This is a genomic window from Pluralibacter gergoviae ATCC 33028 = NBRC 105706 (assembly GCF_001598855.1).
Classification (GTDB): domain Bacteria; phylum Pseudomonadota; class Gammaproteobacteria; order Enterobacterales; family Enterobacteriaceae; genus Pluralibacter; species Pluralibacter gergoviae.
Window position 1 is genome coordinate 146,528 of sequence record NZ_BCZS01000003.1, and the last position, 14,630, is coordinate 161,157.

General features: G+C 61.6%; 13 protein-coding genes. 6 read left to right on the top strand and 7 right to left on the bottom strand.

Features of this window, described 5'->3' with window-relative positions:
- Nucleotides 1-21 precede the first annotated feature (21 nt).
- On the top strand, nucleotides 22-798 hold the full coding sequence (locus ENGE1_RS04895; protein ID WP_045287768.1) for an IclR family transcriptional regulator: 777 nt from the start codon (nucleotides 22-24) through the stop codon (nucleotides 796-798).
- A 97-nt stretch (nucleotides 799-895) separates the two neighbouring features.
- Here ENGE1_RS04895 and ENGE1_RS04900 read toward each other — a convergent pair whose 3' ends face one another.
- From ENGE1_RS04900 to ENGE1_RS04920, 5 genes are all read right to left on the bottom strand, one after another.
- Nucleotides 896-2,392 carry a CoA-acylating methylmalonate-semialdehyde dehydrogenase gene (locus ENGE1_RS04900; RefSeq protein WP_048252644.1) on the bottom strand — a complete coding sequence of 499 codons (1,497 nt, stop codon included), beginning with the start codon at nucleotides 2,390-2,392 and terminating at the stop codon, nucleotides 896-898.
- A 42-nt stretch (nucleotides 2,393-2,434) separates the two neighbouring features.
- Nucleotides 2,435-3,595, bottom strand: a complete 1,161-nt coding sequence (locus ENGE1_RS04905) for an iron-containing alcohol dehydrogenase (RefSeq protein WP_048252645.1) — start codon at nucleotides 3,593-3,595, stop codon at nucleotides 2,435-2,437.
- 178 nt (nucleotides 3,596-3,773) lie between these two features.
- On the bottom strand, nucleotides 3,774-4,223 hold the full coding sequence (locus tag ENGE1_RS04910; protein WP_048252646.1) for a DMT family transporter: 450 nt from the start codon (nucleotides 4,221-4,223) through the stop codon (nucleotides 3,774-3,776).
- On the bottom strand, nucleotides 4,220-4,738 hold the full coding sequence (locus tag ENGE1_RS04915) for a GNAT family N-acetyltransferase (RefSeq protein ID WP_048252647.1): 519 nt from the start codon (nucleotides 4,736-4,738) through the stop codon (nucleotides 4,220-4,222). Before ENGE1_RS04915 ends, ENGE1_RS04910 begins: the two co-directional genes overlap by 4 nt.
- Nucleotides 4,739-4,806: 68 nt before the next feature.
- Nucleotides 4,807-6,003, bottom strand: coding sequence for a DUF2235 domain-containing protein (locus ENGE1_RS04920; protein ID WP_053075547.1), 1,197 nt, complete (start codon nucleotides 6,001-6,003; stop codon nucleotides 4,807-4,809).
- A gap of 287 nt (nucleotides 6,004-6,290) precedes the next feature.
- On the opposite strand from ENGE1_RS04920, the gene ENGE1_RS04925 reads away from it, so the two are divergent.
- The 3 genes from ENGE1_RS04925 (at nucleotide 6,291) to ENGE1_RS04935 (ending at nucleotide 8,848) form a co-directional block, all read left to right on the top strand.
- Nucleotides 6,291-6,866 carry a helix-turn-helix domain-containing protein gene (locus ENGE1_RS04925; RefSeq protein ID WP_043084133.1) on the top strand — a complete coding sequence of 192 codons (576 nt, stop codon included), beginning with the start codon at nucleotides 6,291-6,293 and terminating at the stop codon, nucleotides 6,864-6,866.
- Nucleotides 6,867-6,933: 67 nt separating this feature from the next.
- Nucleotides 6,934-7,971 (top strand): NADP-dependent oxidoreductase, encoded by a 1,038-nt coding sequence (locus ENGE1_RS04930; protein WP_048252754.1) that lies wholly within the window; start codon nucleotides 6,934-6,936, stop codon nucleotides 7,969-7,971.
- Nucleotides 7,972-8,188: 217 nt separating this feature from the next.
- On the top strand, nucleotides 8,189-8,848 hold the full coding sequence (locus tag ENGE1_RS04935) for a GntR family transcriptional regulator (RefSeq protein ID WP_048252648.1): 660 nt from the start codon (nucleotides 8,189-8,191) through the stop codon (nucleotides 8,846-8,848).
- A gap of 38 nt (nucleotides 8,849-8,886) precedes the next feature.
- Here the strand turns inward: ENGE1_RS04935 and pqqU are convergent, their stop codons facing one another.
- A complete protein-coding gene (gene pqqU / locus ENGE1_RS04940; RefSeq protein WP_048252649.1) occupies nucleotides 8,887-10,992 on the bottom strand; it encodes a TonB-dependent receptor PqqU in 2,106 nt (701 codons plus the stop codon).
- Between the two features lie 247 nt (nucleotides 10,993-11,239).
- On the opposite strand from pqqU, the gene yncE reads away from it, so the two are divergent.
- A complete protein-coding gene (gene yncE, locus ENGE1_RS04945; RefSeq protein WP_048252650.1) occupies nucleotides 11,240-12,301 on the top strand; it encodes a 7-bladed beta-propeller protein YncE in 1,062 nt (353 codons plus the stop codon).
- Between the two features lie 66 nt (nucleotides 12,302-12,367).
- On the opposite strand, the gene ansP is transcribed toward yncE, so the two are convergent.
- A complete protein-coding gene (gene ansP / locus ENGE1_RS04950) occupies nucleotides 12,368-13,816 on the bottom strand; it encodes an L-asparagine permease (RefSeq protein ID WP_043084129.1) in 1,449 nt (482 codons plus the stop codon).
- Nucleotides 13,817-14,102: 286 nt separating this feature from the next.
- Between ansP and ENGE1_RS04955 the strand changes: the two genes are divergently transcribed.
- Entirely contained in the window at nucleotides 14,103-14,624 is a 522-nt protein-coding gene (locus ENGE1_RS04955) for a 5' nucleotidase, NT5C type (RefSeq protein ID WP_048252651.1), read from the top strand.
- Nucleotides 14,625-14,630: the final 6 nt, after the last annotated feature.

The following is a 14,630-nucleotide window of genomic DNA, read 5'->3' on the forward strand; positions in this document are numbered from 1 at the left end:
ACGCCGCTGGATTTACCCCTGATGAACGATACCGTTAAACGCAGTAAAGGCTCCGCAATAAACCGGGTTCTGGAAATTATTGAGCTGATCTCGGTGAGCGAACGCCCGCTGGCTCCGGCCGATCTGGCCTTCACGCTGGATATTCCGAAACCGAGTATTCACCGTCTGCTGCAGCAGCTGGAAGAGGACGGCTTCGTGCGCACCGACTGGCGCGGGCAGATAGTCCCCGGCGCGCGGCTGGTGAAAACGGCGGTGGGGGCGCTGTCCAGTCGGGTGCAGGAGAATATGCGCCAGTCCGTTTTACAGCGCCTGGCGGCAGAGGTGGGCGAGACCTGCGGTATCGCGATCCCCCGCGATATGGAGATGCTGTATACCGATCGGGTGCAGAGCAACTGGCCGCTGCAAATTTATCTGCCGGTGGGGTGCCGGGTGCCCGTCTGGTGTACCTCCGGCGGCAAGCTGTACCTCAGTACGCTGACCAAAGCGCAGCGCAGTCGGCTGATCGGCAATATGCAGCTGGAAGCGCTCACCCGCAACAGCCTGGTGGAGAAAGCCGCGCTTGAAGCGGATATTGCAGAGATTGCGCACACCGGCGTCAGCAACGACAACGAAGAGTTTATTGCCGGGATGGTGGCCTGTTCGGTTGCGATCGCCGGGCCTGACGACCGCTATTTTGCCAGCCTGTTTGTGCATGCGCCGACGCTGCGCTGTTCGCTTGAGCAGCTGCACGCCTTTTTACCGCAGATGCGCCAGGCCGCCCGGGAACTGAGTCAGCTGCTGAAAGAGTCTGCGCAGTAAGGGAGGTCGGGTAAGCGCGGCGCCAGCCGACAGAGGGCGGCGCCATGCTTTAACCCGGAAGTCGCCGCTGAACAGCAGCGGCGGTCCGGCACGCCTGTCAGCCCTGCGACGGCATCGAGAACTGCGCCCCTTCGCGCAGATCGGCGCTGGGCCAGCGCTGGGTGATGGTTTTGCGGCGGGTGTAGAAACGCACGCCGTCCGGGCCGTAGGCGTGCAGATCGCCGAACAGGGAGTTTTTCCAGCCGCCAAAGCTCTGACTGGCGACCGGCACCGGTAGCGGTATGTTGACCCCCACCATGCCCACCTGAATATGGTCCGTGAAGTAGCGGGCCGCTTCGCCGTCGCGGGTGTAAATACAGGTGCCGTTGCCGTACTCATGATCGTTAATCAGCTGCATCGCCTGTTCCATGGTCTGTACCCGCACTACCTGCAGTACCGGGCCAAAAATCTCCTGGCGATAGCTCTCCATCTCCGGCGTCACGCGGTCAATAAGCGTCGCGCCGACGAAAAAGCCGTTTTCATAGCCAGCGGGGCGTAAGTGACGTCCATCGATGACGATGTCTGCGCCCTGTTGTTCGGCGCTGGCGATGGCATTTTCGACATTTTGCTGGTGCTGGCGGGTGATCAGCGGGCCAAAGTCGTTGTGGGTATCGCTGTAGACGCCGACCTTCAGCGGCTGCATGGCGTGCTGTAACTGCGCGATCAGCTTATCGGCAATGTCGTCCCCGACGGCCACGGCGACCGACAGCGCCATACAGCGCTCGCCGGAGGAGCCGAACGCCGCGCCCAGCAGGGAGTTAACCACGTTATCCAGGTCCGCATCCGGCATCACGATGGCGTGATTTTTTGCCCCGCCCAGCGCCTGACAGCGTTTACCGTTCCCCGCCGCCGTGGCGTAAATATGGCGGGCAATCGGCGTAGAGCCGACGAAGCTCACCGCCTGAATGCGCGGATCGCTCAGCAGAGTATCCACCGCCTCCTTATCGCCGTTAACCACGTTCATCACGCCGTCCGGCAGGCCCGCCTCTTTCAGCAGCTGGGCGATAAACAGCGTGGAGCCCGGATCCCGCTCCGAGGGCTTGAGGATAAAGCAGTTGCCGCAGACGATAGCCAGCGGGTACATCCACAGCGGCACCATCGCCGGAAAATTGAACGGCGTGATCCCGGCCACCACCCCCAGCGGGTGAAACTCGCTCCAGGAGTCGATCCCGGGACCGGCATTTTTACTGTATTCCCCTTTTAGCAGCTCGGGGGCGCCGCAGGCATACTCGACGTTTTCAATGCCGCGCTGCAGTTCGCCTGCGGCATCGTGGAGAATTTTGCCATGCTCTTCGCCGATCATGTTACAGATGGTGTCGGCGTGTTCTTCGAGCAGCGCTTTAAAACGAAACATCACCCGCGCCCGTTTCGCCACGGGCGTATCGCGCCAGGCGGGAAAGGCGGCAGCGGCGGCGGCAATCGCCTGTTCGACCGTACTTTTACTCGCCAGGGCGACCTCTTTAGTGGCTTCGCCAGCCGCCGGGTTATACACCGGCTGCGTGCGGGCGCGGTCGTTGACCCGCTCGCCGTTGATTAAGTGTCCAATTATGTTCATCGGATTATCCTGTCAGTCTGTTAGAGAGAAGGCGGGCCGCTATCAGGCCCAGAGCTGCTGATAGAGCGCGATGATCTCGCGGCTATCCGGGACGCGAGGGTTGTTGCCCGGCGATCCTGACGCCAGCGCCTGCTCGGCCATGACGGCAACGACCTCATCAAAGTGCGGCTTCGCCACGCCAAATTCGGCCAGGGTCGGGACCTTCAGCGCCCGGTTGAATGTCTGCAGGGCGGTGAGCAGTTTGTCATTCGCCCCGGCGTCGTCGTCGCCGGTGTCGGCAACGCCGATGGCCCTCGCGCAGTCGGCATAGCGTTCAGGGGCGGCGGCAAGCGAAAACGCGGTGACCGCGGGCAGCAGCATGGCGTTGGAGAGACCGTGCGGGACGTGGAAAAACGCGCCTATCGGGCGGCTCATGCCGTGAACCAGCGCCACAGAGGCGGTGGAAAAAGCCATCCCGGCAAGCGTAGAGCCGAGCATCATCGCTTCGCGTGCCGCAACATCCTCGCCGTGGCTGTAGACCCGCTGCAGGTTCGGGCCAATCAGGCGCATTGCCGACAGCGCCAGGTTATCGCTGAACGGGCTGGCTTTGCGGCTGACATAGGCTTCTATCGCGTGGGTGAGGGCATCAATCCCGGTGTCTGCCGTGGTGCGGGCGGGCAGGCTCAGGGTCAGGTCGGCATCGACGATGGCGGCTGCCGGCACAAATCCGGCGCCGGCGCAGAGCATTTTTTCGTTGTTTTTCTCATCCGTAATGATGGTAAAGCGCGTCACCTCCGAACCGGTGCCGGCGGTGGTGGGAATGGCGATAAGCGGAATGCCCGGCGCATCGGCCTGATGGGGGAACTTATAGTCGCGGATATTGCCCCCGTGCCTGCCGAGAATCGAGAGGGCCTTCGCGCTGTCGATGGGACTGCCGCCGCCGACGGCAATAATCACGTCCCAGGCGGCGCCGTTGACGTATGCCATGCCGGCTTCGATGGAGGCGGCGGTCGGCTCCGGCTCTGTGCCGTCAAAAACGCCGCTGTCGATGCCGGCCGCCGCAAGCAGCGTTTTAATCTGCGCAATGTAGCCGAGCTTAACCATCATTTTATCGGTAACAATGAGCGCATTTGCGCCCTGAAGCGCGCTGACGATGTCCGGGAGTTTACGCAGGGCGCCGGCGCCGATCTCCATCATGCGGGGTAAAACAACTGAGACAGACATAGGAATTCCTTAGCCTCGGGAGCAGGGTGATGTTATTGGAGTTGGTTAAAGTGATACGATATGTATCATTATTGTTGTTTTTCGGTTTTGCAAATGACAGCGAAGGCGGATGTCTCATTACGTGACGACGCCCGCAAATGCGGGCGTCAGGGAAGGCGGTTTGGGGGAGGGGAAAGCGTTAAAACGATCGTCGGGCCACCAGCCAGGCGCCCAGCGCCAGCAGGAGCGCGCCCAGCAGGGGGCCGACCAGCGCGCGCCAGGGCAGGGGCGGCGCGCGGACAATATCCAGCGCCAGGCCGCCAATCAGCTGGCTGGCAACGAGGACGGCAATGGTGGTGGCCGCCCCGAGGTGTTGATAGCCGCTGATGCTGGCAAAAACGAAAAATGAGCCCAGCAGACCGGGCAGCAGCGACCACCAGCTCAGCCGGGCCGCCAGTTCATGAAAGCCCGCCACGCCGTGCTTCATCAGCAGCAATGAGACAAACAGCGCAATCCCCACCAGCGAATTGAGCAGCATGGCGATCAGAATGGTGGAAGAGGCCTGGGTAATCCGCACCATCAGCGTATTCTGGACCACCAGCCCGAGTCCTGCCGCGACCAGAAAACAGAGCGTCAGGGTGTGATTCACGGGGCCACATCCGGATCCCGGCGTTCGTCGAGCCGCAGCTGCATAAAGGTGAGATCCAGCCAGCGGCCAAACTTGGTGCCCACCTGCGGCATCTGCGCGGTGGTGACGAAGCCAAACGCCTGGTGCAGCCGCAGCGAGGCGGTATTCTCCGATTCGATCCCGGCGACCATCACATGCTTGCCGATACGCCTGGCCTCGGCGATAAGCCCGCCGAGCAGCGCCCGGCCAATGCCTTTGCCCTGATGCTCCGGATGCACATACACCGAGTGCTCCACCGTGTGGCGAAAGCCGTCAAAGGCGCGCCAGTCGCCGAAGGAGGCGTAGCCGGTAATGGTGCCGCTTTCCTCGCTGACCAGCACCGGGTAGCCCGCCTGCTGCCGGGCCTTCAGCCAGGCAAGGCGGTTGTCGCCGTCCACGGTATGGTCGCTCCAGATGGCGACGGTGTTCAGCACGGCGTGATTGTAGATATCGGCGATAGCGCCGCACTCTCTGGCGCCCGCGTGTCGTATGTTCATGGCTCACCCTGTTGTTCACTATAGTAATACGCTATTGATACTATAGTTTACGCGGCGCTGGCAATACGCTATTCGGCAATCACCGTATCCGGCGGCAGACGCCAGTCCGGGGCGGTAAATGCGCGCAGCGCCTGCGGGCGGTAGAGCTGGTTTTGCCAGCCGCCGCCGGGCTGCATCACCGGCGAAGGCGCGCTGCTCTGCAGGCGGGTCACCGCCGCCCGGTGGATCATCATGCCCGGCGACACCGGTTCGCCGAGGGTGCGGGGGCTGGTTATCCACGGCTTGCCGCCGCCCCATTCGCAGTGGATGCCGCCGAGCGGATCCTCCGCGCGCGCCACTGAGTTCACCTGCGCGCCCAGCGTCCGCAGTTCGTCGCGCAGCCAGCGGTAGCTGATGTTGGACAGGCCGTTGCCGTCGCCCCCGGCCGGGTAGCCGCCGCCGACATCGCTGTGGATACCGGCAAACAGCACCTGGACGATGCCGTCGCGGGCGTGCCAGCAGGTCGGCGTGAAGTCCACGCGCTCTTCGTCGATGGCGATTGCCTGGCGGCCGTAGCGCACCCGCTCCCCCAGCCGGGTGTCGGCGAACTGATAAACGTCGAGGCGCTTTGCGTTCTGATAGCGCGGAATGCCCAGCGCGCCGACGGTTTCCCACACGGCCACCGCCTCAATGGGCACGTCCGCCAGCAGCAGGTCCGGGTCGAGATCGCGGTGAAAGAGCCGGGGAAGCTGCGCCAGAAGGCGGTTAATCAGCGGTACGGAAGCGCCTGAGTTTTGCCGGTAGCGCAGCCACGCCGCCACGCCCAGCCGGCAGGCGTTTTGCTCATCGTCAAAATCGACTTTCCCGGCGTCCAGCAGGCCGCATTTGCCGATCATGCCGGCCAGCGCCCGCGCCGTATAGGCGCCGCGGCTAAATCCGGTCAGATAAATGCGGTCGCCCGGCCGGTAGTGGCGGGAGACGAAAAGGTAGCCGCGTACAATGTGGCAGAGAATGCCGGCGCCGAAGACGCCGCCTAGGATCTTCAGCAGCCAGTTGTCCGAGTCGCCGACGCCGTGGATGTAGCGCGCCACCTGAACCACGCCGCCGTCGGCGGTCAGCGTTTTCTGGTACTCATCTTTCAGCGGCGGGGAGAGCGTATCTTCCGCGCCGGCCAGGTCGCCGTACAGCCGCCAGACGTTGGTGTAGTCCGGCTGTCCGTCGCGGTTGTCGTCCTGGTCCGGGCTGTTCCAGGTGCCGTCCGCACAAAAAATAATGTTTTTATTCATGGCGATATCCGATCCGTGGGGGAACGATCACTGTAGACAATTCTGTCGGAGGCGTCATCTGGAAATCTGCCGCTGATACTATATACACAAAATCATTCAAGCTGCATCAAGGCGGCAAGGGAGTGACAAATTCGTCGGGAACGAATTTGACCAGCCGCAGGCTGGCCTCTGGTGAGAGACAGGAGTCTCTCATTAATCCCCGGGAGCTTACTGAAGTAAGTGACTGGGGTGAGCGAGCGCAGCCAACGCAGAGGCAGTTTGAAGGATGACGTGTATAGTATTACGTTATGAATACTATCGAAGACACCTTAAATCAGCGCATCAGCGCCCGCATCCGCATCGAGCGCGAATCGCGCGGCTGGTCGCTCAGCGATCTGGCCGAGCGGGCGGGCGTCTCCCGGGCGATGATCCACAAAATCGAACGCGGCGAGAGCAGCCCGACCGCCGCGCTGCTCGGGCGCCTCTCCGGCGCGTTCGGCATCAGCATGTCAACGCTGATTGCCCGCGCCGAGATGCAGGAGGGCGCGCTGCTGCGCTATGAAAATCAGCCGCTGTGGCGGGATCCGCTCAGCCACTATCTGCGCCGCCACATCTCGCCGCGCGGCGATCTTCCCGTTGACCTGGTGCAGATTACCCTGCCGCCGGGCAGCGACATACCGATGCCCGCCGCCTCCTACGCCCTGGCGCGCCAGCTTATCTGGCTCCAGCAGGGCGAGCTGCTGTTTATCGAAGGCGAGACGCGCCACGCCATGCGCGCCGGAGACTGCCTGGCCCTCGGGCCCCCGAGCGACTGCCGCTTCGTTAATGAAAGCGCCGATGACTGCGTCTACCTGGTGGTGCGCCTTAACGTCCGCGGCGCATAATGCCAAAGCGCAGCCCGATGCCAGCAGTTACTCTTATTAAAAACATCCCCTACAGGAGAACGCTATGATGCTGGAAAATAATACCCGCCACCGCCGCTGGGTGCTGGCCTCGCGCCCGCACGGCGAACCGCGCGCGGAAAACTTTCGTCTCGAAGAGGGCGACATCCCGCAGCCCGGCGACGGCGAGCTGCTGCTGCGCACCGTTTACCTTTCGCTCGATCCGTACATGCGCGGGCGGATGAGCGATGCGCCTTCGTATGCCGAACCGGTGGCGGTTGGCGCGACGATGACCGGCGGCACCGTCAGCCGGGTCGCGGCGTCAAACCATCCCGATTACGCGGTCGGCGAGTGGGTGCTGGCCGCCAGCGGCTGGCAGAACTACGCCATTTCCGACGGCGAAGGGCTGATAAAGCTGGGCGACAACCCCGAACACCCCTCGTGGGCGCTGGGCGTCGCCGGGATGCCGGGTTTTACCGCCTATATGGGGCTGCTGGATATCGGCCAGCCGAAGGCGGGCGAGACGCTGGTCGTCGCGGCGGCAACCGGGCCGGTCGGGGCTACCGTCGGGCAGATTGGCAAACTGAAGGGCTGTCGCGTGGTGGGCGTGGCCGGCGGCCGGGAGAAGTGCGACTACGCCGTGCAGACGCTGGGCTTTGACGCCTGCCTCGATCACCGCGCCGCCGATTTTGACCAGCAGCTGGCCCGCGCCTGCCCGCAGGGCATTGATATCTATTATGAGAACGTCGGCGGTAAGGTCTTTGACGCGGTGCTGCCGCTGCTCAACACCTCCGCCAGGGTGCCGGTGTGCGGCCTGGTCAGCGGCTACAGCGCCACCTCGCTGCCCGACGGACCCGACAGGCTGCCACTGCTGATGGCGACCCTGCTGAGAAAGCGTATCCGTATGCAGGGCTTTATTATTGGTCTCGACTACGGTCAGCGGATTAATGAATTTCGCGAGGCGATGTCGGCGTGGCTGAACGACGGGGCAATTCACTATCGGGAGCATATTCTCGACGGACTGGAAAATGCCCCGCAGGCCTTTTTCGCGATGCTGAAGGGAGATAATTTCGGCAAAACCGTGGTGCGCGTGGCGCAGGATGCTTAAAAAACGCTCGGCGGCGCGTAAAGCGCCGCTTTTTTCGTGCAAATTTTCCGTCAGCGGCTTTAATTAATGCAGCCTCTAATTGATATTTCTTAATAACGTGACCGGAATGATAAACCCCGGTAATAATAATGACAGCCCTTCTTTTTTTCTTTTATCCAACACCAGATTCGCTCTCAGTCCGTAATGAGAAAAGTGATAATAGAAACAGGAAGCCAGCATGCCCGATTTTGAAAAAGCCCAAAGAATGAGCCTGACGACTCAGGTTGAAGTCAATCTAAAGAGCGCCCTGATCGTGGGGTCCCTGAAGCCGGGCATCAGGCTGATTACCCGTGAGATTGCTGAACAGCTGGGAACCAGCATTACGCCGGTGCGGGAAGCGCTGCTGCGGCTGGTTTCTTCCGGCGCGCTGCAGGCCACGCCCGCCCAGGCTTTTCTGGTGCCGGAGATTTCGCTGGCGCGCTTCAGGGAGGTGAATCAGATCCGCAAAAATCTGGAGGGGATGGCGGCGGCGGCGGCGGCGGTGAAGATGACGCCGGGCAGGCTGAACGACCTGCGCGCGCACATGCAGGCCTTTACCGACGCGATTGATGAGGGGGATATGGCGAATGCGCTGCAGGCCAACTGCCGCTTCCATTTTCGGCTCTATGACTATGCCGAAATGCCGACGCTGACGGCGATGATTGAACAGCTGTGGGTCCGCATCGGACCGTGCTTTAACTATCTGCAGACGCAGCCCTGCGAGGTACTGCGCCAGCACCGGATTTGCGATGCGCTGTTCTCGGCGCTGGAGCGCGGGGACCAGACGCAGAGCGCCGCGGCTATCTGCCAGGCGATTGATAAGGATGCGGCGGTGATCCAGCGCCAGTATCTGAACTGAATCTGAGGGCGCCGGAGGATCCGGCACCCGTTTCCTGACTACATGAACTGATACGACACCGACAGCCCCACGCCGTAGTTGCGGCCGGGGGCGGGTTCGTAATAGCGCCCGTTGGATTCGTTGACGATAACCGACCCGGCGTACTCGCGGTCAAACAGGTTGTCGACGCGGCCAAACAGATCCATCATCCAGTTCCCGGCGCCAAACTTATAGCCGGTGTTGAGGCCAACCACGGTCCAGCCCGGCGCCCGCTCGCTGTTTTTATCGTTCGCCATAATGCCGCTCATATAGCGGATATCGCTGCCCGCGTACCAGCCCAGCTCCGGCTGATAGCCGAAGCTGGCGTAGCCCATATTGCGGGCGATGCCGGGAATGCGGTGGCCGTTGCAGTTGCCGTCGGCGCAGACGTTGCTGCGGTAGGTGGCGTCGAGCCAGGTCCAGGCCGCCTTCAGCTTCCAGCTGTCGCCAAACTGCTGATCCAGCGCCAGCTCCATGCCGCGGCGGCGGGTTTTGCCGGCGTTTTTGTAGCTGGTGCGTCCGCCGCTGCTGCTGTCGACCACGATTTCGTTATCGGTGTCGGTTTTGAACAGGGCGGCACTGAACAGGCCGTTGCCGATGCGCGTTTTGCTGCCGATTTCGATGGTTTCGTTGGTGGAGGGGCGCAGATTCATGTTCAGCCCGCCCTTATCGTCCGAGCGATAGGAGAGCTCGTTGATGGTCGGCGTTTCGAAGCCGCGCCCCGCCGAGGCGTAGACGTTCCAGGCATCGGTGACCGCATACTTGAGCGATCCCGCCGGCAGCCACTTGTGGTAGTCGGCATCACCGCTGTCGTCGCCGTTGTCGGGCCTGATGTAGTGATCGTTGGAGTCGAACCACACCGAACTGTAGCGCACCCCGGCGTCGAGGCTCAGCTTATCGGTCAGCTGCCACTGGGTCTGCAGGTAGGGGTCGACGTTCCACATCAGGTTGCGCTCTTTGCGGCGCAGGTTGCCTTTCTGCCCGTAGCTGGGTTCGCCGTTGACCAGATGGAAGTTTTCGTAGCCCCGGCGCTGCTCGGTCATCGTCTCGTAGTCGAGACCGGTGGTGAAGCTGACCGGCACCAGCAGTTCGCCGCGGTGGGTCCAGCGGGTATCGATACCCTGGTAGTGGCGGTCGAGGTTGATAACGCCCCCGGCGTGGGTGGGGCGCAACTGCGGAGCCATGGGAATCGACTGATACTGCGTCGTCTGCCGCTCCCCGGCGTACATCATCACGCTCAGGTCATCCTGCGCAGTCAGCTGGCGCTCATAGCGCAGGCCCGCCTGGGTCTGCTTGAGGTTTTTGCGGGTATTGAACCCATCGCCGCGCGGCGACTGGCGGGCGCTGTCGCGCCACTCCTGCTTATTCAGACCGCCCGGATCGTCGGCCTTCATATCCACGCTGTTAAACAGCAGGGTCAGCTTGCTGGCGTCGTCGATGCGGACCCCGAGCTTGGCGTTGGCCAGATTCTTGCGCGCGCCGCTGTGGTCCCGGTAGCCGCGGGTGATCATCCGGCTGCTGGAGACGGTGTAGTCCACATCGCCCGCCTGGCTGCCGTCGCCGGTGGCGCCGCTGGCCTTCAGCCCGTAGCGCCAGGTGCCGTAGCTGCCGTAGTAGCTGCTGGCTTCAACGGTGTCCGGCTGCTGTCCGCGCTGGGTGGTGACGTTGACCACGCCGCCGGAGGAGTTGCCGTAGAGCGCCGAAAACGGCCCGCGCAGAACGTCAATATGGTCGATGCTGGCGATGTCGATATTCGAGGTCTGCCCCTGGCCGTCGGGCATGGTGGCCGGAATGCCGTCAACGTACAGACGAATGCCCCGCACGCCGAAAGTGGAGCGGGAGCCAAAGCCGCGAATAGAGATCTGCAGATCCTGGGCATAGTTCTGCCGGTTCTGCACCTGCAGCCCCGGCACCGCGCCGAGGGACTCCGAAAGATTGATGCGCGGCGCGGCCTGGCGCATATCGTCGCCGTTCACCACGCTGACCGCCGCGGGAGTGTCGAGCTCGGAAATGCCCTGCGGCGCGGCGGTAACGATCATCGTCTGGCTGTCATCAGCCTGGGAGAAGGGCGTAAACGGCAGCAGAAGTACTGAAATCGCGGCCCTGCGAATAGTCATAATTTTCATACACGTCTCATGTGATGAACCAAATGGAACAAATTGTGCTTATGTTAATAGGTTTGACGGCTTTTTAAAATGTTTACAGAAAGTTGCACTGATTTTTATCATGAATATAGCCCTGCGGCGGGCAGAACGTAATTATCGCTCCACATTAATGGCATAAATGATTACTATTCGCATCAATGATTATCATAAAGTGGACAGTCATCTGTTCGTCATGCACATTAACACACTGTTATCAAAGGGAGTCTTCATGTTATTACCTCAGCTTTCCGCCCCGCGCTTTCGCCGTTCGCTGCTGTTAACCTCGCTGCTGATTGCCGGCAGCTTCAGCGCCCACGCCGCCGATGAGATGCTGCGCAAGCCTGTGGGCAAAGGCGCCTACGAGATGGCCATCGGCCAGCAGGAGAACGCCCTGTGGGTGGCCACCTCCCAGAGCCGCAAAACCGACAAGGGCGGGGTAGTGTATCGCCTCGATCCGGCGACGCTGGCGATTACGCAGATCATTCACAGCGATCTGAAACCGTTCGGGGCGACGCTCGACAACCAGAGCCAGGTGCTGTGGTTTGGCAACACCCTTAACGGCAGCGTGACGGCAATCGACGCGAAAACCGGCGACGTAAAGGGCCGCATTGTCCTCGACCCGCGCCAGCGCAGCGAAACCGTGCGTCCGCTGCAGCCGCGCGAGCTGGTGGCCGATGAGAAGACCAACACCATTTACATCACCGCCGTGGGCAAAGAGAGCGCGGTCTGGGTCGTTGACGGCGCCGCGATGAAGCTGAAAACCACCATTGAAGGCACCGGGGAGCGCACCACCGCGCTGGCGATTGATGACGACGCGCAGCGTCTCTACGTGGTCAGCTCCAGCGGCGAGCTGCTGACCATTGATACCGCGAAAAACAGCATCATCGAACGCCACAAGCTGGTGGACGACGGCAAAGAGCACGCCTTCCTGAACATCGCGCTGGATAAGGCCAACCACCGCGCCTACGTTACCGACTTTAAGCAGCCGGAAGTGCTGGTCGTCGACTACCGCAGCGGCAAGGTGGTGGATAAAGTTGCCGCCCCGGAATCGCTGGCGGTGCTGTTCAACCCGGCGCGCAATGAAGTGTACGTCACCCACCGCATGGCGGGTAAAGTGAGCGTGATCGACGCGAAGACCAATAAAGTGGTCAAAACTTTCGATACGCCGCCGCGCCCGAACAGCCTGGCGCTCTCCGCCGACGGCAAGACCCTGTACGTCACCGTCAAGCAGGAGTCCACGCGCGAGAAAGAGGCCACCCAGCCTGACGATGTGATCCGCATCAGCCTGTAATTTCTCAGGCGTCAGAAAAGAGAAGGGAAGGCCGAAGCCTTCCCTTTTTACGCTATGCTTTGCCGATCAGGATTTCATCGCTTCATCATGAAGCGCATTCACCCGCTTACGCACCCCGAACCAGCCCGCCACCAGGATCACCGCCAGCAGCGGGATTGAGGCGATGGTGAAGGTGCCGTTCGGATAGTCGAAGGCCATCAGCACCAGCACGCTGAGCAGGAACAGCAGCGTCAGCCAGGAGGTCACCGGTGCCCCCGGCAGCTTGAAGCTGACGTCGGCGCATTTGCCCTCTTTAATCGCCTTCCGCAGGCGCATCTGGCACACCACGATAAAGCCCCAGGAGGCGATAATGCCCAGCGAGGCGATGTTGAGGACGATTTCAAACACCTGCGACGGCACCAGATAGTTGAGGATAACGCCCAGCACGTAGACCGCAAGCGTAGCGAGGATCGCCGCGTGCGGCACGTGGTGGCGGCTCATCTTCGACATAAACTTCGGCGCCGACCCGCCCATCGACATCGAGCGCAGGATGCGCCCGGTGCTGTAGAGGCCGGAGTTGAGGCTGGAGAGCGCCGCGCTCAGCACCACGATGTTCATGATGCTGCCGACGTAGGGAATGCCGAGCTTCGAGAAGAAGGTGACGAACGGGCTCTGGCCGGCCTGATAGGCGTTCCACGGCAGCAGCAGCACCAGCAGCACCACCGAGCCGACGTAGAACAGGCCGATGCGCCAGATCACGCTGTTGATCGCCTTCGGCACCATAGTCTGCGGATCTTTACACTCGCCCGCCGCCGTACCCACCAGCTCAATGGAGGCGAAGGCAAAGACCACGCCCTGCACCAGCACCAGCGCCGGCAGCAGGCCGTGCGGGAACAGGCCGCCGTTGTCGGTGATCAGGTGAAAGCCGGTGGCGTTGCCGTCCAGCGGCTTGCCGGTGCCGAGAAACACCGTACCGACCACCAGGAAGATAACGATGGCCAGCACCTTCAGCAGGGCGAACCAGAACTCCATTTCGGCGAACCACTTCACGCCTATCATGTTCATGGTGCCGACCACCGCCAGCGCGCCGAGGGCGAACACCCACTGCGGGACATCGCCGAAGGCGCCCCAGTAGTGCATATAGAGGGCGACGGCGGTGATATCGACGATGCCGGTCATCGCCCAGTTAACGAAGTACATCCAGCCCGCCACGTAGGCGGCCTTTTCGCCGAGAAATTCCCGGGCGTAGGAGACGAAGTTGCCGCTGGAGGGGCGGTGAAGCACCAGCTCGCCCAGCGCGCGGAGGATAAAGAAGGAGAAAATGCCGCACACCAGATAGACGAGGGCAAGAGAGGGGCCGGCCATCTGCAGGCGGGCGCCCGCGCCGAGAAACAGGCCGGTGCCGATGGCGCCGCCGATGGCGATCATCTGCACGTGGCGGTTGCTCATCGCCTTGTGGTAACCCTCCTCATGGGAGTTTAGCCAGCGGCGTTTGGCAGCGTGTTTTTCCGCCGCGCTGTTGTGTTTTGTACTCATTAAGATACCTGAAGTTCCTGTCATTCCCCCAGGCGGGGGGCCATAATGGCGGACGGTGAAACGATTGCGTCCGCCAGCGCACCGTTCGGACTTTCTCACTATTCTGACGCAGAGATAAGCCAAAACCCGGCGCAGCATCGTACCCGCAAATGATAAGTGACGCAAAAGATAACAGTGCGAAACTCATTAGCTTTTGAAGTATTTAAGACGGCGATCGCAGCGCGCGGTTGAAGACCGTGCCGTCAACCTGTTACAACTACAGACTACCTAAAAACAGGAGGTTTTAATGGCCAGAATCGCAGTCGATATGGATGAAGTGATCGCCGACTTCAACGCTAAATTTATCGCTACCTTCAACGCCCGCGGCGGGCGGCAAATCAGCGTCGGGGAGATGGCCGGCAAGGCGTTTCACAGCCTGCTGCCGGAGATGCAGGAGGAGGTGCTGGCGATGATAGGCGCTGAAGGTTTCTTTGCCGATCTGCCGGTAATGCCCGACAGCCAGGACGTGCTGGCGAGGATGAGCAAGCGCCACGAGATTTTTATCACCACCGCGGCGATGGAGTTTCCCGCCTGCTTTAACGACAAATTCAGCTGGCTCAAGGAACACTTTCCCTTTATCAGCCCGATGAACGTGGTGTTCTGCGGCAGCAAAAGCATTATCAATGCCGACTATCTGATCGACGACAACAGCCACCACTTCGCGCATTTTCGCGGTGAAGGCATTCTCTACTCCGCGCCGCACAATCTTTACGTCGAGGGCTTTACCCGGGTGCGGAACTGGCAGGAAGTGGGGGCGATGTTTTTGTGATAGCCG